This is a genomic window from Pedobacter caeni (assembly GCF_900129215.1).
GTDB lineage: Bacteria > Bacteroidota > Bacteroidia > Sphingobacteriales > Sphingobacteriaceae > Pedobacter > Pedobacter caeni.
The window spans coordinates 1,345,899-1,372,482 of record NZ_FQUQ01000001.1 but is presented as its reverse complement, the minus strand read 5'-3'; the positions used below and the strand labels follow the sequence as shown (position 1 = coordinate 1,372,482).

Genomic DNA, 26,584 nt, shown 5'->3' with positions numbered 1-26,584 from the left:
ATAAGGTCTTAAGATAGCTATAGCACAGCATTTTAAAAAAAATCTTTAGTGATGCACTCTTATTTAGAATTATTATATATTCGTGCAATTTATAATAATTCTAAATAATAGTGTAATCATATGAAACAATGCTACTTAATCCTGTTGTTGCTATTTCCAGCCTTCTTGTCGGCTCAAACCACCGACAGTCTTAAAAAAACACAAAGCTTTTTAAGTGGGAGGGTAACTGATCTATCCGGTAAGCCAGTCGATAGAGCAACCATCACTTTGCCCGATACAAAACATAAGACACTAACAGATAGGGAAGGGGAATTCAAACTCAGCGGAATTTCTGCCGGAACTTACCATATTCTCATCAAAGCATTAGGTTATAATGAATTGCAGGAGATCATCTCCATAAAAAATAATGAAGAGAACCGGGTTACTTTTACACTGGAGGTAAAATCAGAAAAGCTTACTGAAGTTGCCATCACCGGACAGAAGCGAAAGACCGCCTCTATTACCAAATCTGAGCTGGCCTTGATTGATATTCCCATATCTATACAGGTCATCGATCGTAAGCTCATCGAACAACGACAAATCATAAGCATAGAGGATGCGATTAAAAATGTAAGTGGACTAACACAGAACAATTCTTATAATGGGGCTTATTCTATGTTCAACGGACGCGGATTCGACTTAAACGCTTCTGCAAATTTCAGGAGAAACGGGATCTTTACCTATAATAACAGTCAGCTGTTCACCGACAACATAGAAAGCATAGAAATTCTGAAAGGACCTGCTTCCATTCAATTTGGTGATATTGCTCCCGGAGCAGTGATGAATTTTGTAACAAAAAAGCCCTTAGATACCACTTTTCAAAAATTTGAACTTAAAGTGGATGACTATGGAATGATCAGACCTACAATAGACATCAATGGTAAACTTACCAAAAATAATAAGCTACTGTACCGGTTGAATACGAGTTACGAAAGTGGTAAAGACTTTGTCGATCACGTCAACAGTAAGAACTACCTTATCGCACCGACAATAGCCTGGAAAATAACGGATCAGCTGAACTGGAATATTGAACTTGTGGCCAGAAATGATCAGCGGACAATGTCTCCTGGTTTAGTGTCAAAAAATGGAGATTTTGAAGAACTGAAGAAAATGTCGGTAAGGACTTTTCTGGGAGAGCCGAATACCCAGGCCAGATACAATGAAGCCAGTGTATACGCTACCCTGAGCTATAAGCTGAACAAAGACTGGCATTTCCAGAATACCTTTTATTATTCTAAAGTCAATTCTTCCTATGAATCCATTTATTTTACTGACAATAAGGTGTTGGACAATGGGGACCTTAACAGAAAGAATGAATTCTGGAGAACCTTTGAAAAAAGCATAGGAACTTCAAATGATTTAATTGGTAAAATCAAAGTGTTGAACATGACTCATAATGTGGTATTGGGTTTTGATAATTTCTATAGTGACAATGCCTATTATAATGCCGAGTATAAAGACTTAAAACCATTTAATATTTATAACCCCAGATATGGAGAGAACGAATTGCCTTTAACCCCGGGTTTTGAAGGGGATAAAGACAAGGAAAAAAGTTTTATAAAACGATATGGTTTTTATTTACAGGATCAGATCAAGATCTGGAAGGATAAACTTCAGTTTTTATTAGGGATACGTTTTAACGCAACCACAAGAGGTCAGAAGTATACCGCTGCGGTTCCGGCTCCCGATGGTTATAGAAATGACAAACAAACACCCTTCACCCCCAGGTTTGGCTTATTATTTAAACCTTACCCCAACCTTTCTTTTTATGCTTCTTACGCGAAGTCATATGAACAAAACGGATGGGAAACAACCTCTAGAATTATGCTGAAACCCACTTTGGGAGAGCAGCTGGATTTTGGTGTGAAATCTAATTTTTTAAATGACAGACTGGGTATTTCATTGTCGGTTTTCAAAATCAATAAAAGCGACGTCATGGGGTATGTAATGGGATTGGCCGGCAAACCTGATTTCCCTCATTTATTCTACAATGAGGAGTTTAAATGGGCGTTGTATGATGGCGCAAAACATCGCAGCAAAGGGATTGAGCTGGACATTAATGGTAAAATCACAGGGGAATTGTCTGTAAACATTGCCGCTTCCTATATAGAAGCTAAAGTGGTGGCCGATCCTGCCTATAAAACCGGCAACCTGCTGTCGGGTGCTCCAAAAGTAATTTCTAATCTATGGGCCGACTATCAGCTGGATAAGATTTTGTTAAAGGGCCTTGATATCGGACTTGGCCTTTCTTACAGGGGGCAGTTTTATAGCAATACACTCAACCTCCCTAATCAGAAAGTATCCAGCTATCTGTCCATGGATTTGGCGGTAGGTTATAAATATAAAAATGTATTTACCCGGTTGAATGTGAGTAATTTAACCAATAACATTGGTTACCTGGCTACTGACGGGGTTTACAGGCCGTTTTGGCCAAGGAGAAGCATCTTTAGTATTGGCTATAAAATCTAAATTATCCTGTTGATTCTAGTCTGGAAAGGCCTCTTCATGCTTAAAACTGGAAGAGGCCTTACCGCTTAGATCACCTTTTGCTTTTATCTTACTTTGTGAAATTCAGATCGTAAGTCTGCTTTCTGATGTCCCCATTCTTTGCGGTGTCAATTTCCTCCAGGTACAGATTCAGTTCGTTACCCGTAATTTTTTTGATCTCAAAATCGTATTGAACTCTGGATTCTTCAGGGTAGATTAGTTTCAACCTCTTATCGCCTTCCAGTTGATAATTGTATTCACTTTTGTCAAAAATAGCTTTCCCATTATCCTTGATTTCTAAGTCAATTTTCTCTTCATAAGAGATGTTCTCATTTTGTTTTACCCCATTTTTGTAATTGATTTCTAAAATTGATTTTAGTGTCCATTTACCTACAATTGCCGCTTTTGCCTCTATTGCAGGATCTTTCTTTTTGCAGGACGCCAGGCCAATCATAAGTAATACGACGAGTAGTAATTTTGAATTTTTCATGAGTATGTATTTTAGATAAATTGATGAGGGTAAAATTACCTCGCTGGCAGCCCTGAACAAAGAAATGAGGAGCTACTCATCGACTACCGCTTACCTTTCAGACGTCTACCGTGCGACTACGTGGGGTGCCTGAACCCTCCGGTCTTTATTTTATCAACTCTTTTGCTTAATTTTATTAAGCCGGTTGCAGTACCAATGCCTCACCATAAAAATGTAGACCATGTCAAATCTGACTTACATTTCGCCTTTTTTTATTGTTTCTAACATAAAAGATTCAGTGTCATTTTATATAAATAAACTCGGTTTTGAAACACAGTTCATTGGCCCTGGAGAACATCCTTTTTTTGCCATCGTAGGACGGGATGAGATCTCGGTTCAGTTAAAGGCAATTGCTGATGACATTAAACCGGTTCCTAATTATACCAGGCATGAGTGGGCACGATGGGATGCATTTATTCATGTTATTGATCCGGACCTTTTATTTGAGGAGTACCGCTCTGCCGGAGTAACATTCCATCAATCTATCAAAGATGATGAGGATGGCCTGCGTGGATTTGAAATAACCGATGCGGATGGATATGTCCTGTTCTTCGGCCGACCAATGTGAAGTTCCTCGGAAGAGGCCAGGATCCCCCTTAAAGAAATCGCTTTCTTAAAAGCTGAGACAATTTGTGAAAATTAAGATAATTTAGGGGAAATTATGTGATGGTAGTTTATACCTCATGTGATCTATGCATTTAACTATTTGCTGTGACTAAGATAAAGAGAATAACCCCAACAGATTTCAGAGGACAGTTTATGTCCGAAATGTCGAATGAATTTGCGATTTTAAGGACACCTGTTCAGATCCATGATATCGCAAAAACTTCCAGTTTCATAAAGGTACCCACACCGCTGCACAGGCCCGAATACAATTTCATCGTTCACATCACCAAAGGAACTGCAAAACAGCAGGTCGATGCCAATGTGGTGTCACTAAAAGAGAATGAAATCTTATTTGTCAGGCAGGGAAATGTGACCTCATTAAAGGAGGTGAGCGCGGATGCTGCGGGGTACATGATTTTATTTGAAGACCAGACACTCAATCAATTGTTATCAAAACAAGAGCTCATTAAACTCTTTTCTGCAAACATCGTGATTCATTTATCAGAGGAGAGCAGCGTATGGCTAAACACTTTATTCGGTTTGCTGAGCACGGAGATCTATTACCCAAATCCAAACCTTGGCGTCTGTTATTCCCTGTTGCAGGCAGGCTTACAGAAAATCTTTACCTCCAGTAAAGAGCTGAATAAAAGCATTAGCCGGAGTGCGGAAATTACCTTCAATTTTAAGGAACTGGTTTATAAGTACTACCTGGAGAATAAGACGATCTTATTTTATGCCAGTGAACTCTCTGTTTCCGAAAACTACCTCCATAGATGTATAAAAGAAACCATCGGCGAAAGTCCAAAGGAATGGATCAATAAAGTCAGTATCCTGCAGAGCCAGTTGTTGTTACAGGACCTGACCAAGAGCATTTCAGAAATCGCTTTTGAGCTCAATTATGGCGATCCCAGTTATTTTGGTCGTCTCTTTAAAAAGATAACCGGAGTAACCCCATCCGAATACCGGATTGCATTTATGCAGGATTTGTCCGAGTAAAGGGTGGTTTAGTTTTAAAGCAACCTTTGTTTTCAGCCCACCTTTGTATTATCAAATCAAAGAAAAATGAAAACATTAATAACTGTTGCCTCCTATTGTAAAAACAAAGTGATCACCAAATGGTCATTCCTTTGTGTCCTCACCTTAACGCTCCTCTTTTCCAATCACAGCCATGGCCAGATCATACAGGATATTGGCGGTGTTGCCGCTACTGTTCATAGTAAAGCCAGCTTTAAAGACCTGCCCGCAGAAAGTTCATTGTCGGACAATAAGTTTCAGCTGAATACTTATGATGCATGGCTGCCCGTTCCCCCTTTTAAAATTGGCAATACCAGCGTTTTTAGTAACCTGAACTATCGGATGATGGATTTCAAATACGACAACAATACGATCGCTGATCCAAACCGTATTCAAAGAATTCATGAAATAAAATCCGTAATCATTATCCGGCACCCGATTTCAAGTAAGTGGTCTATTTTGGGAATCGCCATGCCAACCCTTGCTGCAGATTTTAAAAAATCCGTTTCCCTTGATGACCTGATCCTGGATGGAATACTTGGGGTCTCGAAAAAATTTGGTGCCGAATCAAATCTCGAAATCGGACTCGGTGTTCATGCCATGTATTCCTTCGGAGAGACTTTAATTACCCCGGGTATCTCAATTGATTACCGGAGCACCAACAACAAATGGTTGGCCCAGTTTTATTGGCCAAGGTTAAATGTACTCTATAATGTAAGCAAGGATACCCAGGTAGGTTTGGCTGGTTCCATAGACTGGACGCGGTTTAACCTGAAGAATTATATGGGCTATAAAGGTCGAGAAGTAGACTACGCCCAGTTTTCCACGATCCATGCTGGCTTGCAGGTACATCAGCGGGTAGTTGGAGGGATCTGGTTGCAGGTACAGGGCGGAATGGGACTTTTAAATCGTTATGAACTGTTCGATAACAAACAAAAAACCGTAAATGACTTCTCTGTTTCTAATATGGCTTACGGAAAAGCAGCACTGAGCTATCGCATTGGCAGGAGATAAATAACATTGCCGGAAGATCATCTAATAAAATCCATTAAACAATCAATTCAAAATAATGAAAACAACTATGCTGACCATAATGGTCCTGTGCGCATCCGTTTTAGCGAAGGCACAACAAGTAAAACTAAACATCAACATCACTAAAATTGAAGCAGGTAAAGGCACCGTTGTGCTGAACATCTACGATAAAAAGGAAGACTTTTTGAAAACCGTGTTCCTTAGTAAAACACTTAAAGCAGATCAGTCAGATTTAACATTTGTGGTTGATCTGCCGAAGAAAGGCAGCTATGCGGTCACTGTTTTTCAGGACCTGGACAACAATAAGAAACTAAAGCAGGATTGGTTTGGTATCCCTCAGGAACCTGTTGGATACGGCAATAATTTTAAACCTTCCGCCAAGCCAAAATTTAAGGAGTGTGCTGTAAATGTAGATAGTGACAATACAACTCAAACCATTAAACTTTATTAAATCTCATGAATGCCTTATGAAAAATAGAAATTATCCTTCTTCAGCTTTCAATCTGCGTTCCCTGTTTGCTGCCGCTGTGCCTTCTTATGTATTTCCTACTTTAATGTCATTTGTATCAGGTCTTCTGCTTCAAAAAACAGAGCTGATGACGGCAAGTTATACGACGATCGGTTTGTCGTCCTTAGTCTCAACGATACTTAGTTTCATTATACTCTGGCAATTTGAGTCCAGAAAGATATTAAATCACCATAGACTGATCAGATCATTACTGATCATCCTGTTCATGATCAGCCTTGGGATGATGTGTACCACCATATTCAGCCTTCAGTCAGAACGCTTTAATATCATATTCTCAGTCTTTCTGGGTGCAGCAATAATCACGATCCGGCAAGAAATAAAAAATTATAAAGATGAAAAAAATTAAGCCCACTATAGTTGTTTTTGGATGTACAGGTACGGTAGGGAGGGAAGTCATGCGCCAGTTAAATACTCAGGATTGTATGGTAAGGGGGGTGCTTAGAGGCCCGGAACGTCATTATCCGGTGTTAATCGGCAGTCAGCCATCAAATGTAACTTATGTGAGTGCCGGTCTGGATTCAGGCGGGCAACTTAAAGAAGCCTGCAGAGGGGCAGATGCATTGTTTCTTTTAACTGCAACCTCTCCAAACCAGGTTGAATACGAAATTAACATCATTGAAGCGGCCATACAAAGCGGTGTAAAACGAATCGTTAAATTGTCGGCACCCATAGTCCAGTTGCCCGCAAAAGTAGAGGTGAGCCAATGGCATCGTAAAATAGACGATTATCTTTCTCAGAATATGGATGATTTTTGTTGCCTGCGGCCGCATTCATTTATGCAAAATTGGGAGCGCAATACCTTTACCATCCAGTATTTTGGTAAAATTTACGGAGCATTAGGTGATGCACAAAGAAATTATATTGATTGCCGTGATGTAGCTACGGTAGCGGTAAATCATTTATTAGCCGCAGAAGCGTTAACGCAGCGGTCGGTTGTACTTGCAGGTCCTCAGGCGATTACGAATGTAGAAATGGCCGAAAAACTGTCCCATATCACAGGCCGTAAAATCGACTATGTAGACCTCACACCGGAGCAGTTGTTTAACCAGTTAACCAATAAAGCAAAATTACCCAAATGGTTAGCCAGCCATATTGTGGAATTGGATGATCTGGCCGTCAAGGTTCCTGAACCGGTTACCGATACCATTTCAGGCCTGATCTTAAGAAGACCGCGCATCATGGATGAATACCTGCAGGAGCAGCGGCATCTTTTTAAAAGAAAGCCGCTCTGGAAGTTGTTATTTTAGCCCGGCTATTTCAAAACCCTGCTCATCTGTTGATTGCAGGGTTTTGTGCTAAACGGGTGTTTTTATGATGCTTTTTTTGAATTCCTGGGCAGTCATTCCGGTTCCCTGTTTAAAAAAACGGGAAAAGTAAGCTGAATCTTCAAAGCCCAGTTCGTATCCTATTTCTTTAATACTTAATGTATTAATGGTGATGAGCCGTTTCGTTTCCAGTAGAATACGGTCTTTAATTACCTGAGAAGCCTGTTTATCTAAGAATTGTTTGCACAGTGCGTTCAATTGCCTTGGTGTGATCTTAAGCTGTTCTGCATAATCCTGAACCTCATGTTTGCTGGAAAATTGCGCATTCAGCAATTGTTTAAAACGGAGTAACTGCTGTTGCTGAGGACCAACCTGAAGATGATGCTCCTGAAATTGTTCTTTCCGGATGCGCAGGATCTCCATCAGGATAATTCTTACATATGCGGATATCAGCGAGGAGCAGCCCATGCGATCTGTTTTATATTCCTCCAGGGATAAGCTCAGCAGTGTTTTTAGTTTATTCAACTCTGTTTCATTGATTGAAATCACAGGATGTGCCTGAAAATGATCGAATAAAAAGTGTGAAAATAAACCGGTATCTGCATCGGAATTTTTGTTGAAAAAATCCTCTTCAAACTGTATGGAATACCCATATCCACCTTTATCCCGCATCAGCTGATGTACCTGTTCCGGTGCGGTTAAAAAAATGACAGCCCCCGAAAAAGGATAGGCTTCAAAATCAATGTAATGAACTCCTGAGCTTTCCTGTAAGATGAATATTTCATAATAATTATGGCGATGGGGGTATTGACGGTCAAATATTTTAGACTGATCATCAAAGTCGGCAATAACGATATGGCTATTCCCTCCTTCAAATTTTGAAAAGCTATGGTCTAACTGGTGAGTAGGGATTTTTGATCTCATGTCGAAATGTGCAAGTATAACTACTATTTATCCATTTTTCAGAGCGGGTTGTCTACCTAATTTTACATCATCAAAACAGGAGCATGAACCTATGGCAAACAAATATATTCCAATGGAAAACATTAACAGAAGACAATGGGTCAAACACAATTCTTTTCTGGCCTTATTTCTTGCAATACCTGAATCCCTTTCTTCATTTTTTAAAGATAAACAAATACCTACCATGAATGTACAAAATCCGATCTGCATTACTTGCGGAGTTCAGTATGGATCAGCCAGTCAGGATCACTGCCCTGTTTGTGAAGATTCCAGACAACATGTAAACGTAAACGGCCAGCAATGGACCACCTTAAGCTCCATCAATAAAAACCACAAGAATATTATTGAAAAGGTAGCGCCAAATATTTATTCCATTTATACGATTCCCCGTTTTGGAATCGGCCAGCATGCCCATTTAATCATTAGTCCTGCTGGAAACATCCTATGGGATTGTATCAGTAACCTGGATGAAACAACGATAGAGCTGATCAATAAACTCGGCGGAATAAAAGCCATTGCCATATCTCATCCCCATTACTATTCGACCATGCTGGAATGGAGTAGGGCATTTGATCATGCCCCCATTTATATCCACCATTCAGACCAGCAGTGGGTACCATTTAAGGACAGCGCTGTTAACTTCTGGGAAGGTCGGGAAAAGGTGCTTTGGGACAACATCAGGTTGGTGTTGTGTGGAGGTCATTTTGACGGTGCTTCGGTAATCCATATTCCTCAGCACAACGGTCAGCTCCTCACAGGTGATATGCCTTTAGTGGGATCTGATTTAAAAACAGTAACTTTCATGTACAGCTACCCCAACTATATTCCGCTATCTGCAAAAGCGATACAGTTTGCAAAGCAATCATTGGATCCATTGGAATATAATACGGTCTATAGTGCCTTTGGTGCATATATCCTGGAAGATGGAAAGAAAAGGGTTGATTTTTCAATAAACCGGTACCTGGATCGTATAAAATCATAAATAATACCATCACCTATAAATAAAACAATAACCATATACCTATGGAAACCAGTCAATTCAAATCAGAAGAGATACATCAGCGCTTTCTTAAATTTTATGCTGAAGCCATGAAAAAGCTTCCGGTACCAATGGAGATCCTTGATATCAAAACTACTTATGGAACAGTAAGGGTTTATCAGTTTGGAAATAGGGGAGGCCTTCCCATTCTGCTCTTTCCGGGCAGGGCAGCATCAACCCCCATGTGGGAAACCAATCTGAGCGGATTATTGAAGACCCATGATGTGTATGCGATGGACCTCCTGGGAGAACCAGGTTTAAGCACCCAAACCAGTCCTATCAAAAATAACCATCAGCAGGCCGATTGGGTGGAAGAGGTCATCACCGAACTAGAGGTAGAGCAGGTGCACTTGTTAGGTGTTTCTTTTGGCGGATGGTCTGCTGTAAATTATGCCGTCCATTATCAAAAATACATTGCATCCATTATTTTGCTGGACCCCGCATTGGTATTTGCTCCATTTTCTCTGAAGATCATTCTGTTTTCATTGATTTCCACCCTTCCCTTTATTCCTGAATCCTGGCGTAAAAAATCATTTAGCTGGATTTCCGGAGGAGCTGAGGTTGACCCTGAAAACTCCACCTCCCTGCTGATTTCAATCGGATTAAAAGATTTTGCGATCAAAACGCCCGCACCTAAACAGTTTACGGTAGAAGAATTAAATGGGATCCGGCCGCCCATCCTGGTTATTTTTGCCGGTAAAAGCATTGTACATGATTCAGTTAAAGCTTTAGCCTTTGCAAAAAGCCTTTCCAGCAAGGTGGAAGCTGAGATTTGGCCAAAGGCTTCACATGCAATTAATGGAGAGTTCCCGGATGAAATCAATGCACGTGTTGGGAGATTTCTTGCAGGTATGAATGTATGATGTTTGCTTACTGCCGGTTTTTGAAAATATTTAGTACTTTAGACAGCAGCTGATTGATTATGAAATATGTATTCTTTATTGGAGCCCTGCTAATCGGTGTACTGTGTATATTAAGTTCGGTTTTCTATGCTTACGAAATGGTACCATCGACAACCAGAGAGATTAGCTTTCCTGAGCTGAAGGAGGTACTTTATTTAAAAAAGGACAATTGGGGCATTTCCGGAGATAAACAGATCATGTCCTTATCACGAAGCAAATGGACTTCAATTGACCGGGATTCTGAAAATGATTACATTTTAGAGGGACTTCAGGAGGTATTTTATAAGCAAACCAAAGATACACTAACGCTATTTTTAAGGCGGAAGTTCAAACTACCCAAAGATTTTGAAAGTAAAGTTGTGATCAGGCAAATAGAATTGGAAAACCCTCAATTCATGGATCTCTTTGATCAATCAAAGCTCGGTAAAGTGGCTCGCTTCTGAATGGTCAGACTCAATGGGGATCTTTATTTAAGGGCACTTCGCATTTGCACATAGTCATTGGGTTTTAACTGATCCGGCGACAATCTTTCCAGTTTTCGCAATGCCTTTGCTCCGGATTGGTAAACATAGACTGCATTGCTGTCTCTGAAAAAATAATTGTATTTGATCACTACAGGGACCTGTCCCCGGCCGCCATCACAGCCCTGAATTACATCTACCGTTGAGCCAATATACGCCATAGATTCAGGCTTAGCCATATTGGGAATAATTTTGTTTTCGATGAGTAGTTTATCATCAACGGCGTAGGCAAGTTTGAGGTTTTTTATTGGAGATTTATGTGGGATAATTCTCCTTGCAGTACCTTCAGGGCCGGCAGTCAAGATTTTCTGCCCGTCGTCGAAGAAAGCCTCAGTTCCGTGCTGGTAAGAGGTTATTCCCGATATAAACCGGGCTTTATTGTTCAGCCAGTTCACAGGACTTAGTTTTTGTGTATTGTAATCACAGTTATAATATTGAAGGCCATCGAAATAAAGTCCCGAAGCGGTAATTTCAAGAGATTGGGCTTGTTTTACCTGAGAGAGGTTGAGGGCCGGGAAATCATTTATCGCTTCCCAGCCATTATAATATACTTTCCCATTTTTGGAAATCAGCTGATGCTGAGGACCTGACCATTTGGCCTTTAAAGGATAAAGATAAGCGTTGGTGCCGTCTTCAAGGCCCAATCCTGCCTCGATATAACACCAAATGTGCCCGTCTCCCAGGTCTGCAAATGCATTCAGCCAATTGATGGCAAGTTCTTTGATTTTGAAAGGTTTTTTAGCACCTAATGATAAAAGGCTTTGGGTAATATCTGTCTTATCCAATACGCCCACATCCATAATGTAGAAACGGTTCCCATCAGTAAGGAAGTATTTTTCATCATTGTTACCTGCTTTAAAACATTGAACAGATGCAGCATTCAGACCGGGAAATCTAACTGCTTTTTTATCTCCCAATTCAAAGGTCCAGACTTGTTTCTGATCTTTAAGCAGGAACTTCCTGTTCCCGAAATGAGCAAGGATCACCGGGCGACCGGGGAAGGTGCTGATCAGTGTTTTATTTAGTTTTCCGGATGATGGATTACGCTGAAAATAGAACCATTGTCCTTTTATGCGGAGGATATTGGTTTGTAAAACCTGTTCTATGTTTCTCTTTTCCGAAATTTTCAAAGGCGTTATTTCTTTCTGATCATAGGCCGGGCGATTCGACATCAGGTAATACGTATCATCGGCCAGTAAAAGAATGTCCTCGCCATATGTGGAAACAATACTGATACTTTTGCAGGACAGCTGAATGGAAAAGATGCGCTCTTCGGCAATGCTGCTCCCATTTGGATCTATCACACGTACCTGTAGTACGGGTTTTCCCTTTGCGATCATTGCCGAATATTTTGAAGAGGTGTGGTAGTGGTAACATTCGCTGGCCACCGCTCTGGAAAAGCTGGTCAGGATGCACAGGACAGAAAGTATCGTCAATTTCATAGGACTTTTGTTTTAGGATGCAATGCCTTCCTTTTTTCCATAAGACAATAATATTAAATGAATTCCATCATTTATTTAGCAAATTAGTAGAAAGGATTTAATAATCTGTGTATGAGTAGTCTGATTCTGATTTTCTTTGCCGGCCTGGTTGCAGGAGCAATGAATGCCGCTGCGGGCGGTGGTTCATTTATTACGTTCCCTGCAATGTTGTATGCAGGGGTTCCTGCAGTTTCAGCCAATGCCTCAAGTACAGTGGCTCTGTTTCCCGGAAGCCTGGTCAGTGCCTGGGAGTACAAAGAATTTATCAAACCTTTTCCGAATGTCTCTATGCGCCTGATGATCCTGCTTACCTTTGCAGGTGGTTGTTTGGGGGCATTGTTGCTCTTAAATACCTCTTCCGCCAGTTTTAGTATGCTCGTACCCTGGCTGTTGCTAACGGGGGCACTTGCCTTTGCTTTCGGCAAACAACTGGGAAATCAATTACGGAAAAAAATCCATATCGGGAGCGGCATCGTACTTAGCGGGCAGTTTCTGCTAGGGATCTATGGCGGTTATTTTGGTGGAGCCGTTGGAATTATGATGATGGCCGTGTGGAGCTTATTCGGCCTTTCGGATATCAAAGTGATTAACGCCAATAAAACATTGTTTGTGAGCATTGCTAATGCGATAGCCGTGACCTTGTTTATAATTGCAGGAAAAGTGGCATGGCCCGAAACCAGTGTGATGTTGGTCGCAACCATTTTGGGTGGTTACTTTGGGGCAAAGTATACGAAAAAGATGGACCCTGTTAAACTGCGGAGGGGGATCGTTATTTTTAATTTCCTGATCACAGCCGTATTCTTCATAAAGGTATACCTTTAAAACATCGAGGCAATGTCTTCAGCAAAATACCTGGAGTAACAGACATTCCTTTCCTACTGTTCGATTCTGTGTATTAATAGTCCGATAATGAACAGTGTTCGCTTGTTTTTATTTTAATTGGCTTATTATTAGTGTTTTGCGTGGTATTTTTGCTTTGGCACAGGCTTTGAATATTGGCCTCATATCAATTTTAATCGCAGCAGATGTTTACATTAAACTTTAAAATCGCGTTCCGGAATCTTTGGAAAAACAAAGGATTTACATTAATCAATGTGGGTGGCTTAGGGATTGGTTTGGCCAGCTGTATGGTTTTATTGCTTTATGTAAACTACGAATGGAGTTACGACAGGCAGTTTAGTAATCAGGAAAACACCTATGTGGTTTATAATAACATCAAGTCAGATGGTAAGATCTTCAGTGTCGACGTAACTCCCGGCGCTATGGCGGCCGAAGTAAGCGCTAAAATACCGGGTGTGGCCCTTGCCTCGCGCTCGGCATCGATGGGACCACAGTTAATCAGCAATGGTGAAAAGAAATTTAAAAAGAAGGCTCGCTATGCAGATCCGGCTTTCTTAAAAATACTCGATTATAAATTTGTAAAGGGAAATCCAAATGCGGTTCTGCAGGAAGTAAACACCGTTATCCTAACTGAAACTCTGGCTAAGAGCCTGTTTGGTAACGAAGATCCAATTAATAAAATCGTAAAATTCGACAACAGCGAATCCTTAAAAGTAGAAGCCATAATTGAAGATGTAGCACCGAACAACAGTATTCAGTTTGATTACCTCTTACCCTGGGTGTTTGCAGAAAAAATAATGCCTGAATTAAAAAAGACCAATTGGGGTGATAATTCTTATTTAACCCTGGTGCAGCTACAAAATAACGATCTCTTTGATAAGGCAAGTGCAGCTATTAAGGGAATTTATCTGCGTAATGATAAAACAACCACTTCCGAAGCCATACTCCACCCATTGAGCAAACTGCATTTGTACAGTGAATTCGAAAATGGGAAATCAATCGGAGGTAAAATCGATCAGCTCAGGATCTTTCTCATTCTTGCATTCTGCATCCTGTTAATTGCCTGTATCAATTTCATGAACTTAACCACTGCTAAATCAGGGAAAAGAGCTAAAGAAGTTGGTGTTCGCAAGGCGATAGGCTCAAGCCGGAAATCATTGATGGTTCAGTTTATGTTCGAAAGCGTGTTACTTTCCTTATTGGGTACAGTGCTGGCTTTTATTCTGGTAGAAATAAGCCTGCCTTATTTTAACAACCTGTTGAACGTGAGCCTCATTGTCGAATACCAGAACTGGAAATTCTGGCTGGCACTTTTCACGCTGATCATTTTTACCGGCTTCCTGGCCGGGAGCTATCCCGCATTTTACCTGTCTTCATTTGAGCCTGTCAGGGCGTTGAAAGGCTTTGCCGTAAAAGCAGGGTCCTCATTTCCCGTACGTAAAGTATTGGTCGTTTTCCAGTTTGTATTTGCGGCCTGTCTCATTATATGTACGGTTGTTATTTATCAGCAACTCAACTATATCAAAAATAAACCTATTGGATATAACAAAGATAACCTGATCCAGATTGCCGTAAAGGGAAGTCTGGGCGACCAGAAAAAATTGGAGCTGTTAAAAGAGCAATTGCTAAAATCAGGAGTTGCCAGCCATGTGACTTTCTTTAATGATGATATCAATCTGGACAGCAGGAATACCATGGATGTGACCTGGAGCGGGAAAAGTCCAAATGAAAACATCATGTTTAATTATAGGTCCTCGGGGTATGATTTTGTTAAAACGATGGGTACAGTGATGGCAGCAGGGCGCGAATTTTCAGACAAATATGCCGATTCCAATAGTGTAATGGTTAATGAAGCTGCGGTAAAAGCCATGGGGCTTAAAAACCCGGTAGGAACAACCATTAAATTCTGGGATAAGCCGGTTACCATTATTGGGGTCATGAAAGATTTTGTATCCTTATCTGCTTACCAAAAGGTAATGCCCATGCTTTTCCATCCAATCAGTAAATTCAAAGCGGAAGTTGTTCTGGTAAGGTTAAAGGAGGCTCAGAACATCAGTGCCTCATTGTCCGAAATAGACAATATTGTTAAAGCAATGAATCCTGAATTCCCTGTGGACCGTACATTTTTAGACGAATCATTTGATAAAAAGTTTGCCCAGGAGAAGCTGTTGGGTACCTTGTCTAATTGGTTTGGAGGTTTTGCGATATTTATTTCTTGTCTGGGCTTACTCGGCCTGGCTTTATATATGGCAGAACAACGTAAAAAAGAAATCAGCATTCGTAAGGTGCTTGGCGCAAATACTTATAGTATTCTGGCCTTGCTCAACAGAGATTTCATAAAATTGGTGATCATTGCTAATCTTATTGCCTTTCCTCTGGCTTATGTGGTGATCAATAAATGGTTGTCGTCATTTGATTTCAGGGTAGCAATATCCATATTTCCCTTTGTGCTGGCGGCGGGTCTTTCACTTATTATTGCGCTGTTAACAGTAAGCATTCAATCTGTAAAAGTGGCGAAGGCGAATGCGGTGGATGCCTTAAGAAATGAATAACCTTTGGTTAACATAAATGAATATGGTCAAAAAGAAAGTATAAAAATGACATTGCCAGAAGACATCATTACGACCATTGAACAGACATTTGCCAGTGATGCTGACAAAAACTATGTCACTGAAAAAATGTGCTCATTATTTACAGCAAGTTTAAATGTTGGACCTGCCCAGCTTGCCCGTTGTATTTTATGCCTGGCCAATGGCAAAGTTGAAATTGTTGAGGAAATCTTTGCATCAGGTTTTTATGGCGACCCCAGAGACCTTATTGTTCAGGCCATGGAGAAATCTGACCACAAAATTAACTGGGGGCTTTAACTTTAGTTCTTCTTATTTTACTGAATTAGGGTGAAAAGATTAATTTTGGGGCAATTATGAATTCTCTAAACACTTTCATTTGCTCATCATGTGGCAAAGAACATTACGAATGGCCTGCGCTTGCTTTTCCTTGCCCTGCCAGTTATGCCGGGCTCAGTGAGGAAGAAAAACAATACGGACAAACTGAGCTTAACGAAGATTTTTGCGTCATTGAATATCCGGATCGGACTGACTTTTTTATACGGGTTACACTGACTCAGAAAGTAACCGGAAGTTGTGACGGGTTGGATTATGGTGTTTGGGTTTCACTGAGTGAATCCAGTTTCCTAGATTACAATGAGAATTTTAACAATGAAAACCATGAAGTGGTTTACTTTGGATGGTTGTCAAACTGGCTGCCGGATTATGATTTTAGCAATTCAATTCCAATGAATGTGGAAACGAGAAAAGGCAATCAACGACCAGACGTTATTCCCCATCAGGGTACTGACCATCCGTTTGTCAGGGATTATTATGATGGAATTTCAATGGAAGAGGCAGAGCGCAGGATTGCTGCGTTGTTTGGAGAAGATCAGTCATAACACCAGATGAAAATGGCTTTAGGTTATCTCTCTGTTTTTACAGTTTTTTTTGTTGTGGCTTGCAGTCAGAGTGCTAAAAGCCAGGTACAAAGTGCACAGAATGATAAGTCAAAAAGAATAGATGTAGTCTATGATACTTTATCTTTTAAAGAGGAAATGAGCGAAATTTTACTCAAAAAGAACGCCGCTCTTGATAAGGAGAAATTAAAGTTTTATAAGAAATTCATCAATTCAGGTAAGATTAATCAGTTGCAAAAAATCAGGGATAGGAGTTCAAAAACCGAAATAAAATATTTGGGCCGGTTAAAGGATCTCAAAACCAAAAAATCTTATCACATCATCACGAACTTCACCATATGGGGAATCGGAGAAATGTTATCTCCTAGAGGTAGGAGCGAAGTGGTATTTATCGATGATAGACAAAATAGTATCATGGATTATCGGTTATCCATGCCCGGAGATTTACCGATATTTATCCAGAAAAATGTTCTTTTCTTTCAACTGGAAAAGAAGAAACTGGGTATCTCTATAATGGGCGGACTTCCGCCTCAATTATGTCTTCCTGAAATCGGATGTAATTAAACGCTACTTTTGATAGAAAAAGAGAAGAGATAAAAGAGAATTAAAGAATAATACATGAATAATTACCTGACAAGGGAACAACTAAAGGCTAAACTCAATGTTGGGAAAGCAGTAGAGCAGTGGTTAGGGCACTATGACAGTGATGACGGCAGAGTTCTCAAATGGCTTCGTATATATTCACAAAAGGAAGAATATAATCTTCTGTATATAGAGTGTTATGATCAGGGAGGTGTAGATAATCTTGATATCTCGGATTTTACGGTAGTTGATCCGGACGAGCCTTATGGTTTGTTAGATACTTTTAATACACCAGATGAAGTGATTAATTTTTCATTAGATAAATATGGTGCTGAAATAGATCATTTTGTAAATGACGGAATGATACAAGAAGAATACCTTAATTATTTGATTAATAAATGAGATTGGCCTTGCTAATGATTGATCCCGGAAAAAGAACTCAATGACCATTAAAAAAACAGATTCACCTGCTGGCCTTCGCTTTTTACCTATCGTTGCATTGGCTTTAATGGGAACATTGCTCTTTACAATTCCAGGTTGTTCAAGAGATTTAAATTTTCCGGTTATTTCAAATGAAATGTACCTCAGGCAGGGAAGGGTTAAAGATAAAACTCCAGTTACGGTAGAACTCCTCAAGCTGAAAGCAAGAACGAAGGTTTATAAGACTAGTCAGGCTGAATTTCTGAAAAAAGAGATGGATACATTGTTTCTCCTGGAGAGTTATGATCCTCAATATGCGTCAGTAAATGCTACGATAACTGATAGAAAGAATCGCATCAGTTATAAGTATGTAAAGAATAAACTGATATTACTGGAACGATCTGCATTCACTGATTATGAAATAAAACTGGTATTGAAATGGGATACACTTGAAATCAGAAAGGAATCAAAACTTAATGGAAATTTACTCGGTGGAACTATTGTTAATGCCAGCAGATGTTATAGGAAAGATGGTAACTGGGTTATTGAAAATATTTATTTCAGCGATTTTTTTGACCTGAAAAGGGATCAATAAAAGACCAATGGCTTTAGCTGATCTCCCTGTCTGCAGAAATTGTTCCTCCTGAAAACAAACTAAAGAACTCTTTCTTATAAAATTCACCTAATGGCAGATCGTTTCCATTCAGATAAATGGTGTGGTGGTCAAAAGATTCTATGCAGTTTTTGTTTACGATGTAGGATTTACTGACCCGTATAAAAAGGTCCTGAGGGATTTTTTGGTGGAAAGTTTTCAGGTTCATGGCCGTGATCAGCTTCTGATTGGCCATATGGATGACGACATAATCTTTCAAGCCTTCTATAAACCTGATGTCGTTGTATTTTATCTTGTGAAATCTTCTGTCTGATTTAATCAGAAGAAAATCTGCTGTGTTTCCCTCAAGGGTATTTTGTTCAGGGTGATTTGAAAGCAGACTTTTGTACAATTCTGCCTTTTTTATTGCTTTATCCAGCCTGAATGTATCTACAGGTTTAAGGAGGTAATCAATTGCATCCAGTTCATAGCTCTTCAGGGCATATTGCGGATAGGCGGTTGTAAAGATGACCAATGTTGGAGCTGGCAATAATCCGGCAAACTCAATTCCGGAGACCATGGGCATTTCGATATCCAAAAAGATCAGATCAGTATCATTTGTGCTCAGAAAATCAAGAGCTGCCCGGGCGTTGGAAAATTCTCCCAAAATTTCAATATTGGAGACCTCCTTAATCAGTGCCTGCATTTCTTGTCTGGCTAAGGGCTCGTCGTCTACAATGATACAGTTCATATTGGTATAATTAAGGTGATGTTAAACTGATTTTTAGTGGAATCTACATCTAAAGAATGGTCTTCCTGGTAGAGTAGTTCAAGTCTGCGTTTAATATTTGCAAGCCCCAATCCGCTGTTTTTTTTATCTGAAGGCATAAATTCAGGGTCTTTTGAGTTTGCACAAGAGAAATGGAGCTGATTTCCTGAAAGCGCTATTTTGATGCGGATAAAAGATTCTCCACCACTAATATCAACACTGTGTTTCACCGCATTCTCTACAAAAGTGGTAAATAGGTTAGGAGGTATATAAATACCATTCAGTACTCCCGGCTGCTCCGGAGTCTTAATCTCGATAGACAATTTATCCCTTCTCATCATTTCCAGACTGAGGAAGTTGGACAAAAAGGTGATTTCTGATTTCAATGGTGTTTTCTCCTCATTATTCTCATAAATCTGGTACCTCAGGAACTCAGAAAGTTTCATAATGATGAGGTTAGCCTTTTCAGGATCGCTGCGTACCAGTGCCTTTATACCATTTAACATGTTGAAAAGAAAATGAGGGTTGATCTGATTTTTTAACTCGTTAAGTTCCATTCTTAACGCCATGGTTTTTAACTCAGAGATTCGTTCGTTATCTATGGTCCAGCGTTGAAATAACTTGATCATCGTAGTGATTAATGTGATAGATACCATGATGAAAAAACCCTCATTCAGTCCTCTGATTTCTCCAAAATGGGCATGAGCTGTTAACACTTTGCCGAAAGCCAGCGCGCCACTAAACAGATTTTTCATCAAAAGCAGACATAAAATCACCAATAAAGAGAGCGAGGCCAAATAGTATACATACTTTGCTTTGAAGAAAAATAGCGGAACCAGTATATATGTATTGATATAACACATGGTGATCAATACCGCGTAGATCAGTAGTAGCCTATAAAATTTTAAAGCCCCCGAATATTCATTTTGTGAACTAGAACTAAAGATGACCACAAATGTGACGATCAGTAGCAGTGCGTGACGCAAAAAGCTAAACCGTTTGTCCACAATAAACTGCTGTAGTCCGATATTCTTGATTTCCAGGTATTTTTTCATACTAATTCTTGTCCATCCAAAGGTACTACAATTGGCTACCTATGGTTTGTAAATTATACCAAACCCTGCTTTTCTTATATCAAAAATCAGCTCGGATCTCTTTAGTATAAAATGTAGCTGCTTTCGTATAAAAACAAAAATACGGATTGGGATTATGTATTCTTTTGCAGCGTGTTACCCATTCATTTTACCATTAAATTTTAAAATAAACAATAAATATGATATCAAGAATAATTGTGATTCTATGCATGCTGGCATTATCGGTTGACTGTCTTGCCCAAAATACTGATAGTACTTCAAAGGTTAAAAAAGATACGTTGAATTTCCCCAAACGGGTAGTGGCCGTTGTTACAGACAACTTTGCCATCATCCGACCTTTAAATTTCGAATTTTCCAATACTTCTCCTTACAACTTCAAACCTGAACATGGAAACGGCAGCCTTCCGGAGAGTAGGGTTACGAAGTTTCAACAGATGAAAGTAAGCGCTAATTTCAATTTTATTAAAAGAAAATCCTGGCTTCTGGGGGCAACGGTGGGTTACAGAGGGACCTCGGTTGAGGCCGAAATCATGCAGCCTGAACAGCCTGAAAAAACCATTTTCAAAGATGACTTTCATTACCTTTTTTCAGGACTGAGCTTCAGCTATTTTTCAACGTTATTTAAAAAGCCTGCGTTTTATTCTTCGACCATCCTGCTCGACGGGAGCGACAAACATTTTGAACGCGTTAAGGGAATGTTTACCGCCACAATGCTATTAAAAGCAAATCAAAGGACAAGAATGACCGTTGGGTTTGTGATTAATATTGATCCTGCGTCTCAGATCCCGGCCATCCCAACATTCACTTACGAACATAAATTCAATAATGGCTGGATTGCAGATGTCGTATTGCCAAGAAGTATGTACCTCAGGAAATTCGTTTTCAGGAAGAATGGCAGATTCTCTGTAGGCATGGAAATGGATCAAACCCTCCTTTATATGTACAATTTAGAGGGTACCAACCAAAAATATGAATACCGCCAACTGGACATCAATCCGGGAGTGGTTTATGAGCATGCACTAGGCAAGCACTTTATATTCACTGCAAAGTCGGGAGCGAAATTAACCAATAATGGAAGAGTTTTCAGGAAGGAGAGTTCGTTTGAAGATCATATATATGAAATGAAACCAGATCCGTCATTCTACTTTAACGTAGGTGTTTCATTTAACCCACTTTCTCTTTTTGGAAAAAAACGATAAATAAAAGATTATGGTAGCAGTTTTTAAAACAAATGCTGAATTCCGCAGAGATGCAATGAAAATTATTCAGCTATTATCAGGAGCATATCAGGGATTCACGGTTTCAATAGATCAAGAGGATGAAGACAGAATTCTCCGGGTGGAGGGAGATTTCTTCGATGTGGAAGATATCATCAATTTACTAAGGTACTATGGCTTCAATTGCGTTTATTTCCCATGTGATTGGTGAGTGTATTTCTTTGGCCGGTTATTTTATTCCTTTTTTTCTACGCTAAGAAGCTCTCCTCTTTTTTTGTCATCGAATTGCGAATAATGAATGGCAACCAGGTCATCTACCTCCAGGGGGAAGGTCACATTTGCGTAAGTGATGTCAAATCTTTCCCCTCCCAAAAAAATGACCATCTCCTCGCCAGGTGGCTCTTTTTTGGTGATTTTACCAGTGAGTATCATTTTCGGTTGATCCAGGGACCGTTCATTTTTTTTAATGCTGGAAAAAGCAGAAATATTATACCAGATCACAAGGGCTAGCCAAAAAAGTAAATACCATATTCCAAAAAAGAAGCATACGACCAGCAATGGTAAGAGAATGATATTTGGCTTGTAATAGGTACTTATTGCTTTTTTAATTACTTGTTTATCTTCTGCTGTTAGCGGGACAAGGGTTGTGGTGTAGGAACTGTTCATATGATTTTTAGTCTTTCTTCTTCCAGGTCGATCTGATACAATTGCTGACGAATGATCTCTTCATCAACCGAAACATCTTTATTGAGTTCTGATAAATACTCCCGCTGGCTATCGAGCAAGCCAACAAAGATAACTTTCATTTCTTCATTCATCCAGCTGTCATCTGCTGCCTGTGTTTTTTCTTCCCAATGCTTCATGATCTTTTCCATGCCTGCATGGCCTTTTAGTTCATTATCGTACTTGTTTTTAAGGTACTGATAGGCATGTTGTTTCAAACCTTGCTTCATTTTGCGTCTCGCCTGTTCCTCTGCCTCTTCATTCATAATTCCACCAAATGAACCGATACGTTTTATGAAATAAGGGAGTGTAAGTCCCTGCACAACCAGGGTAAGCAATATCACCACAAAAGTGATAAACAAGATCAGGTTTCGGTATGGAAATGCAGTGCCATCAGCTAAGGTAACAGGTATAGCCAATGCCGCTGCTAATGATACCACACCCCGCATTCCAGTCCAGCCAAGCAATAGTGGCATGGTGATCCGCATTAATCCGGAACTCGCACGGGGTGCCACACTGGGACGGAAAATCAAGGTGGCCGTCATCGCTGCATACGAACTGATGATCCGGGCAGCTATCAGCACGCCTGTGACCAGTAAACCATAGCCAATGGCAGTGCTTAAAGGAATGCCTTTTGACCGCAGTCCATCTACAATTTCAGGTAATTCCAGGCCGATAATCAGGAAAACAATTCCGTTCAAGACGAAAATAAAGCTTTCCCATACGCTATGCCCCTTGATGCGGCTGGCGCTGTTCAGGAAAGTTAACCTTCTTGCAGACATATATAAACCACCGCTTACCACCGCCATTACACCTGAACTGTGGACCTGTTCTGCTACCCAGTAAATAAAATATGGCTCAATGAGGGTAAATACGATATCTGAAGGTGCATCTGTTGGCAATCGTTTATGTGCCTGCACAAATATCCAGCCCAGCAATAAACCAATGGCAACACCACCAATTACCATCCAAAGGAAACTAAGTGCAGCCTCCTGCCATACAAACTGGCCTGTGCCAACTGCGACCAGGGCAAAACGAAAGATAATAAGTGAGGAAGCATCATTCAATAGGCTTTCTCCTTCCAGTACCGCCGAGGTAGATCTGGGAATCTTTACAAAACTGGTAATCGCTCCGGTACTTACCGCGTCTGGGGGTGATACAATACCACCCAGTAAAAAACCTAAAGCAATGGTAAATCCGGGAATCAGATGATTGGTCACTAAAGCAACAGAAAGTGCCGTAAAGAATACCACCAGGAAAGCAAAGCTGCCAATAATACGCCACCATTTTTTCATCTCTTTAAAAGAAATGGACCAGGCAGCTGCAAAGAGCAGGGGAGGAAGAAAAATAAAAAAGATAAGGTCAGGATTGATCTTTACCGCCGGCAACCCGGGAATAAAACTAACCAGCAATCCTGCAACGACCAATAAAATAGGATAGGCAATCTTAAGCTTGGCGGCCCACATATTCAATAGCACAATTGCAGCGATCATTGCCAGCAGAAAAGGTAGAAGGGTATGCATAGGTTAAATTCTTTACATCAAAATATCATTAACAGGCTGAATTGGTTTTGGAAGATCTGCTTCCCCCAGTATTTGCAATAAATCAATCTCAATAGTCCGGCATATAGATAACATGGGCACATCTGTTCCCAATCCTTCAAATGGATTTTCTGAATAATCACCGATCAGTTCCATGACCACATAAATCCAGCCTACAATTGTGCCAAATGGAATCATGAGCCAGACACCTGCATCGCCCAATTTTGCGAACTCAGCAACAACCCCCAAAGGTGCAAGGAAGATAAAGATGCAGTTAAAAATAAAGCTCAGACTGGCATATTGACGGGGAAGCGGAAACTTTTTGATGCGCTCAGCTCTGCCTTGATGATCGTAAAAATCCATCAGCACTTTCTGCATATCCAATTGTCGGCGCATATGCAGGATTTCTTTTTCTTCCAGCTCAGCTAAGTCCAGGGATTGCAAATTGATCATTTGTGTCGCTTTATTGGCTGCAGATGCCCATTCCGCTTCCTCAGCAAAATAGTTTTTCTGCTGCTTTTCGGTTAAAAAATCTGTAAACTGACCAATCCCTTGCTGTGCTCTTCGCTGGCGGGCAATTTTTCCAAAATGGTGTTGTAAACTGATGTGCTCCCATTGGGTAGGTACTAACAACTGTTCCCTTAAAGTATACAACCAGGCAATATGCCGGTAAATTAATTTTGTTTTGATCTCCCTGATCTCCTCAAGGCTGTACCGGTTGCTGCGGATATAAGAGTTTACCAATATTCCCCAGCTTCGGCTGCTGTTGACAATGGCACCCCATATTTTCCGCGCTTCCCAGACCCTGTCGTAAGATTGGTTATTCTTGAAACCTACATAAAAGGCCACCGCAGTACCAACCAGTGATACCGGAAGCCAGGGAATGGAAATCCAGTGCCAGCCAACGATCTTATACAAGACTGCAATGATCGACATGTACGCAATCAACCAGTACAAATGATGACCTGAAAATTCTAAGATCCCTTTTATTGAAATTGTTTTTTTTACCAGCATCGTTGGAAATTTGTATTTATTTCTGTTTTTTAACCAGCCTGTTGCCTAAAAGTTAATGTTCAAAACAGAACGGTAAACTAAGGGTACAGTGCATGCAGGTTAAGATATGAAGATAAAAAAATAGCGGAATAAGATGCCATGTTTGTCTATTATTTACACCTTTCTGTAGGCATTAAGTTCGGGATCGTCTACTTTATTTTTCGGAATATGCTATTCCTTTATTTTAGTGTAAAGAAGAAAAACCATGAAAAGTATCCTAGTCACTATTGTCCTCTTTCTTTCAGGGTATCACCTCGCGTATTCCCAAAATGAAACTGAACAGAACCCGCACAAAATCGAACTGCAAAAAGTTTTAGACACTTTTATGTCCAGCTTAAAAGCTAAAGACAGTACAAGTATGTATAATTTATTTTATGATGGACAGGTAACCTGGGTAGGAGTATACAAAGATAACACGCAACAAAAAAGAACGGAAAAAGATGCAAATGCTTTAAACTATAAAACAGCAGATTACAAATCCTGGTTTAGAAGCACTACTCAGGGATCGGTTAAAGAAGAAAAGTTTTACAACGTCAATATGGATACCGATGGTAACATTGCTTCGATCACGTTCGACTTTAGTTTTTGGGCAGGTGGTAAAAAAGGGCTGTGGGGGAAAGAATCCTGGGGATTGGTTAAAATTAAAAATGAATGGAAAATTACAAGTGTGATTTTTTCTATGGAGAATGAAAATGCTTTTCCTGAACCCGATCGGGGACAATAACAGAATCATCACGGCAAAATAGGCGAAAAACGTGATTCGTCCACATATTCCCTCTGATCATCATCTAATCTTGTTAAGTTACAACTGACTTTTGTAGATATTAAACTTAGCAAAAGATGAGTATTCTTATTTTTAATGGTTCCCTGGATCGCAGGAGTCAGAGTACAGCAAATAGCATAAGTACCTACTTAAAGCAACATCTGGAAGAGAAAGGCATCACGGCTACCGTCTTTAATCTCGCAGATGCACATGTTCCCTTTTTTGATGCCACATTGCCTGAGACCCCAAAATCCGTTGAGCTAATGGTCCATGAATTCCGTAAATCGGACCTTCATATCTGGCTGAGCCCGCTGTATCATGGGGGCATGACAGGTGCGATGAAAAATAGTCTTGACTGGCTGGAAATCAGTCGGGAGTCATGGGGACCTTATCTAACCGGAAAGGTTGTTGGATTGGTCTGCTGGGCAGATGGTGGATATGCCATTCAGGGGATTAATGCGATGGATGCAGTGGCCAGATCACTCCGTGCCTGGACATTGCCTTTTTTTGTGCCTGCCGTTCGTAATGAAATTTATGATGAGGAAGGCAGGATCAGTCCGAATTACCAAAAGAAATTTGAATTGCTGGTACAGCTGTTAACAGACAGTAAAAAGACAGGGATTGAAAACAAGGTAAGTTGTTGATGATCAATCGTGTGAATTCTTTGTTTGATGTCATTATGGAGAACATCAGGAAGATCTCAGGCTCCTATGGTTTGGCGCCTTATTCGGTCATGGAATTTCCGGCCTTTGAATTCAAAGGCGGGCGGTTTATCGCAATGTTCATCTGGGACGATTATAGCTTTAGTGATCTGGAGGATTATTTACGGAAAAGCCAGGAATATTTAACAATGGACTGCCTTTTGCAGGATGATTTTATTACTTTAAAACTTCAGGAATTATCAAAACCCGCTATATTACGCCAATGGCAACAGCATCAGCTTGAAATTGCCCTCGGCATTACACTTGCAACGTTGAAGGCACATAGGGTCACTTTTCATATGATTGATAAAAGTCTTGCACCAGACATCCTGCAATGGGTAGAGGGAAGGAATGACCTGATCTTATCCGATGTTTTATTAATCGGAGTTCAGGAAGAACACATCACCGGAGCGTAA

Annotated in this window: 30 protein-coding genes; 22 read left to right on the top strand and 8 right to left on the bottom strand. The window is 40.2% G+C overall.

Going from position 1 to position 26,584, the window contains the following annotated elements:
- The first annotated feature begins 120 nt into the window (after positions 1 to 120).
- Positions 121 to 2,508: a TonB-dependent receptor gene (locus BUC20_RS05790; protein WP_073228547.1), complete on the top strand. Its 2,388-nt coding sequence runs from the start codon at positions 121 to 123 to the stop codon at positions 2,506 to 2,508.
- 88 nt (positions 2,509 to 2,596) lie between these two features.
- Here the strand turns inward: BUC20_RS05790 and BUC20_RS05785 are convergent, their stop codons facing one another.
- Positions 2,597 to 3,016: a lipocalin-like domain-containing protein gene (locus tag BUC20_RS05785; protein ID WP_143166708.1), complete on the bottom strand. Its 420-nt coding sequence runs from the start codon at positions 3,014 to 3,016 to the stop codon at positions 2,597 to 2,599.
- Between the two features lie 220 nt (positions 3,017 to 3,236).
- Between BUC20_RS05785 and BUC20_RS05780 the strand changes: the two genes are divergently transcribed.
- The 6 genes from BUC20_RS05780 (at position 3,237) to BUC20_RS05755 (ending at position 7,483) form a co-directional block, all read left to right on the top strand.
- Positions 3,237 to 3,623 (top strand): VOC family protein, encoded by a 387-nt coding sequence (locus BUC20_RS05780; RefSeq protein ID WP_073228543.1) that lies wholly within the window; start codon positions 3,237 to 3,239, stop codon positions 3,621 to 3,623.
- A gap of 143 nt (positions 3,624 to 3,766) precedes the next feature.
- Positions 3,767 to 4,657, top strand: coding sequence for an AraC family transcriptional regulator (locus BUC20_RS05775; RefSeq protein ID WP_073228540.1), 891 nt, complete (start codon positions 3,767 to 3,769; stop codon positions 4,655 to 4,657).
- Positions 4,658 to 4,723: 66 nt separating this feature from the next.
- Positions 4,724 to 5,689 carry a DUF6268 family outer membrane beta-barrel protein gene (locus BUC20_RS05770; RefSeq protein WP_073228538.1) on the top strand — a complete coding sequence of 322 codons (966 nt, stop codon included), beginning with the start codon at positions 4,724 to 4,726 and terminating at the stop codon, positions 5,687 to 5,689.
- A 55-nt stretch (positions 5,690 to 5,744) separates the two neighbouring features.
- Positions 5,745 to 6,158 carry a DUF2141 domain-containing protein gene (locus BUC20_RS05765; protein ID WP_073228536.1) on the top strand — a complete coding sequence of 138 codons (414 nt, stop codon included), beginning with the start codon at positions 5,745 to 5,747 and terminating at the stop codon, positions 6,156 to 6,158.
- Positions 6,159 to 6,174: 16 nt separating this feature from the next.
- The gene (locus BUC20_RS05760) at positions 6,175 to 6,582 is read left to right on the top strand and encodes a hypothetical protein (protein WP_073228534.1); all 408 of its coding nucleotides are present in this window, start codon (positions 6,175 to 6,177) and stop codon (positions 6,580 to 6,582) included.
- Positions 6,569 to 7,483, top strand: a complete 915-nt coding sequence (locus BUC20_RS05755; protein WP_073228531.1) for an NmrA family NAD(P)-binding protein — start codon at positions 6,569 to 6,571, stop codon at positions 7,481 to 7,483. Before BUC20_RS05760 ends, BUC20_RS05755 begins: the two co-directional genes overlap by 14 nt.
- 48 nt (positions 7,484 to 7,531) lie before the next feature.
- Here the strand turns inward: BUC20_RS05755 and BUC20_RS05750 are convergent, their stop codons facing one another.
- Positions 7,532 to 8,425: a helix-turn-helix domain-containing protein gene (locus tag BUC20_RS05750; RefSeq protein WP_073228529.1), complete on the bottom strand. Its 894-nt coding sequence runs from the start codon at positions 8,423 to 8,425 to the stop codon at positions 7,532 to 7,534.
- Between the two features lie 91 nt (positions 8,426 to 8,516).
- Here BUC20_RS05750 and BUC20_RS05745 point away from each other — a divergent pair, with 91 nt between their 5' ends.
- From BUC20_RS05745 to BUC20_RS05735, 3 genes are read left to right on the top strand one after another with little or no spacing between them, the layout of a single operon-like run.
- Positions 8,517 to 9,446 carry an MBL fold metallo-hydrolase gene (locus BUC20_RS05745; RefSeq protein WP_200800889.1) on the top strand — a complete coding sequence of 310 codons (930 nt, stop codon included), beginning with the start codon at positions 8,517 to 8,519 and terminating at the stop codon, positions 9,444 to 9,446.
- A 41-nt stretch (positions 9,447 to 9,487) separates the two neighbouring features.
- Entirely contained in the window at positions 9,488 to 10,366 is an 879-nt protein-coding gene (locus BUC20_RS05740; RefSeq protein ID WP_073228527.1) for an alpha/beta fold hydrolase, read from the top strand.
- Positions 10,367 to 10,425: 59 nt separating this feature from the next.
- Positions 10,426 to 10,848 (top strand): hypothetical protein, encoded by a 423-nt coding sequence (locus tag BUC20_RS05735; protein ID WP_073228525.1) that lies wholly within the window; start codon positions 10,426 to 10,428, stop codon positions 10,846 to 10,848.
- A 23-nt stretch (positions 10,849 to 10,871) separates the two neighbouring features.
- On the opposite strand, the gene BUC20_RS05730 is transcribed toward BUC20_RS05735, so the two are convergent.
- Complete coding sequence (locus BUC20_RS05730; protein WP_073228522.1) at positions 10,872 to 12,368, bottom strand: hypothetical protein; 1,497 nt, start codon at positions 12,366 to 12,368, stop codon at positions 10,872 to 10,874.
- A 111-nt stretch (positions 12,369 to 12,479) separates the two neighbouring features.
- Here BUC20_RS05730 and BUC20_RS05725 point away from each other — a divergent pair, with 111 nt between their 5' ends.
- From BUC20_RS05725 to BUC20_RS05695, 7 genes are all read left to right on the top strand, one after another.
- Entirely contained in the window at positions 12,480 to 13,229 is a 750-nt protein-coding gene (locus BUC20_RS05725; RefSeq protein WP_073228519.1) for a sulfite exporter TauE/SafE family protein, read from the top strand.
- A gap of 203 nt (positions 13,230 to 13,432) precedes the next feature.
- Positions 13,433 to 15,799, top strand: coding sequence for an ABC transporter permease (locus tag BUC20_RS05720; RefSeq protein WP_073228518.1), 2,367 nt, complete (start codon positions 13,433 to 13,435; stop codon positions 15,797 to 15,799).
- A 3-nt stretch (positions 15,800 to 15,802) separates the two neighbouring features.
- The gene (locus BUC20_RS05715) at positions 15,803 to 16,114 is read left to right on the top strand and encodes a hypothetical protein (protein WP_143166706.1); all 312 of its coding nucleotides are present in this window, start codon (positions 15,803 to 15,805) and stop codon (positions 16,112 to 16,114) included.
- 56 nt (positions 16,115 to 16,170) lie between these two features.
- Positions 16,171 to 16,695 (top strand): DUF2199 domain-containing protein, encoded by a 525-nt coding sequence (locus BUC20_RS05710; protein ID WP_073228514.1) that lies wholly within the window; start codon positions 16,171 to 16,173, stop codon positions 16,693 to 16,695.
- Positions 16,696 to 16,707: 12 nt separating this feature from the next.
- Positions 16,708 to 17,277 carry a hypothetical protein gene (locus BUC20_RS05705; RefSeq protein ID WP_143166705.1) on the top strand — a complete coding sequence of 190 codons (570 nt, stop codon included), beginning with the start codon at positions 16,708 to 16,710 and terminating at the stop codon, positions 17,275 to 17,277.
- 54 nt (positions 17,278 to 17,331) lie between these two features.
- Positions 17,332 to 17,697, top strand: a complete 366-nt coding sequence (locus BUC20_RS05700; RefSeq protein WP_073228509.1) for a hypothetical protein — start codon at positions 17,332 to 17,334, stop codon at positions 17,695 to 17,697.
- Positions 17,698 to 17,737: 40 nt separating this feature from the next.
- Positions 17,738 to 18,310, top strand: coding sequence for a hypothetical protein (locus BUC20_RS05695; RefSeq protein WP_073228506.1), 573 nt, complete (start codon positions 17,738 to 17,740; stop codon positions 18,308 to 18,310).
- A 13-nt stretch (positions 18,311 to 18,323) separates the two neighbouring features.
- Here the strand turns inward: BUC20_RS05695 and BUC20_RS05690 are convergent, their stop codons facing one another.
- Together BUC20_RS05690 and BUC20_RS05685 are read right to left on the bottom strand one after the other, a co-directional pair.
- The gene (locus BUC20_RS05690) at positions 18,324 to 19,058 is read right to left on the bottom strand and encodes a LytR/AlgR family response regulator transcription factor (RefSeq protein WP_073228504.1); all 735 of its coding nucleotides are present in this window, start codon (positions 19,056 to 19,058) and stop codon (positions 18,324 to 18,326) included.
- Positions 19,055 to 20,131, bottom strand: a complete 1,077-nt coding sequence (locus BUC20_RS05685; RefSeq protein ID WP_073228502.1) for a sensor histidine kinase — start codon at positions 20,129 to 20,131, stop codon at positions 19,055 to 19,057. Before BUC20_RS05685 ends, BUC20_RS05690 begins: the two co-directional genes overlap by 4 nt.
- 218 nt (positions 20,132 to 20,349) lie before the next feature.
- Here BUC20_RS05685 and BUC20_RS05680 point away from each other — a divergent pair, with 218 nt between their 5' ends.
- Together BUC20_RS05680 and BUC20_RS05675 are read left to right on the top strand one after the other, a co-directional pair.
- Positions 20,350 to 21,369, top strand: a complete 1,020-nt coding sequence (locus BUC20_RS05680) for a hypothetical protein (RefSeq protein WP_073228500.1) — start codon at positions 20,350 to 20,352, stop codon at positions 21,367 to 21,369.
- 10 nt (positions 21,370 to 21,379) lie between these two features.
- The gene (locus tag BUC20_RS05675; RefSeq protein ID WP_084528565.1) at positions 21,380 to 21,598 is read left to right on the top strand and encodes a hypothetical protein; all 219 of its coding nucleotides are present in this window, start codon (positions 21,380 to 21,382) and stop codon (positions 21,596 to 21,598) included.
- Positions 21,599 to 21,621: 23 nt separating this feature from the next.
- On the opposite strand, the gene BUC20_RS05670 is transcribed toward BUC20_RS05675, so the two are convergent.
- Genes BUC20_RS05670 through BUC20_RS05660 form a run of 3 tightly spaced genes read right to left on the bottom strand, consistent with a single transcriptional unit; the run spans position 21,622 to position 24,665 of the window.
- Positions 21,622 to 22,053, bottom strand: coding sequence for a hypothetical protein (locus tag BUC20_RS05670; protein WP_073228495.1), 432 nt, complete (start codon positions 22,051 to 22,053; stop codon positions 21,622 to 21,624).
- Positions 22,050 to 23,633 carry a Na+/H+ antiporter gene (locus tag BUC20_RS05665; RefSeq protein ID WP_073228493.1) on the bottom strand — a complete coding sequence of 528 codons (1,584 nt, stop codon included), beginning with the start codon at positions 23,631 to 23,633 and terminating at the stop codon, positions 22,050 to 22,052. Before BUC20_RS05665 ends, BUC20_RS05670 begins: the two co-directional genes overlap by 4 nt.
- Before the next feature lie 12 nt (positions 23,634 to 23,645).
- Positions 23,646 to 24,665: a bestrophin family protein gene (locus BUC20_RS05660; RefSeq protein ID WP_073228491.1), complete on the bottom strand. Its 1,020-nt coding sequence runs from the start codon at positions 24,663 to 24,665 to the stop codon at positions 23,646 to 23,648.
- Between the two features lie 244 nt (positions 24,666 to 24,909).
- Between BUC20_RS05660 and BUC20_RS05655 the strand changes: the two genes are divergently transcribed.
- From BUC20_RS05655 to BUC20_RS05645, 3 genes are all read left to right on the top strand, one after another.
- Positions 24,910 to 25,428, top strand: coding sequence for a hypothetical protein (locus BUC20_RS05655; RefSeq protein ID WP_073228489.1), 519 nt, complete (start codon positions 24,910 to 24,912; stop codon positions 25,426 to 25,428).
- Between the two features lie 116 nt (positions 25,429 to 25,544).
- Positions 25,545 to 26,111, top strand: a complete 567-nt coding sequence (locus tag BUC20_RS05650) for an NADPH-dependent FMN reductase (protein ID WP_073228486.1) — start codon at positions 25,545 to 25,547, stop codon at positions 26,109 to 26,111.
- Positions 26,108 to 26,584 carry a hypothetical protein gene (locus tag BUC20_RS05645; RefSeq protein ID WP_159441057.1) on the top strand — a complete coding sequence of 159 codons (477 nt, stop codon included), beginning with the start codon at positions 26,108 to 26,110 and terminating at the stop codon, positions 26,582 to 26,584. Before BUC20_RS05650 ends, BUC20_RS05645 begins: the two co-directional genes overlap by 4 nt.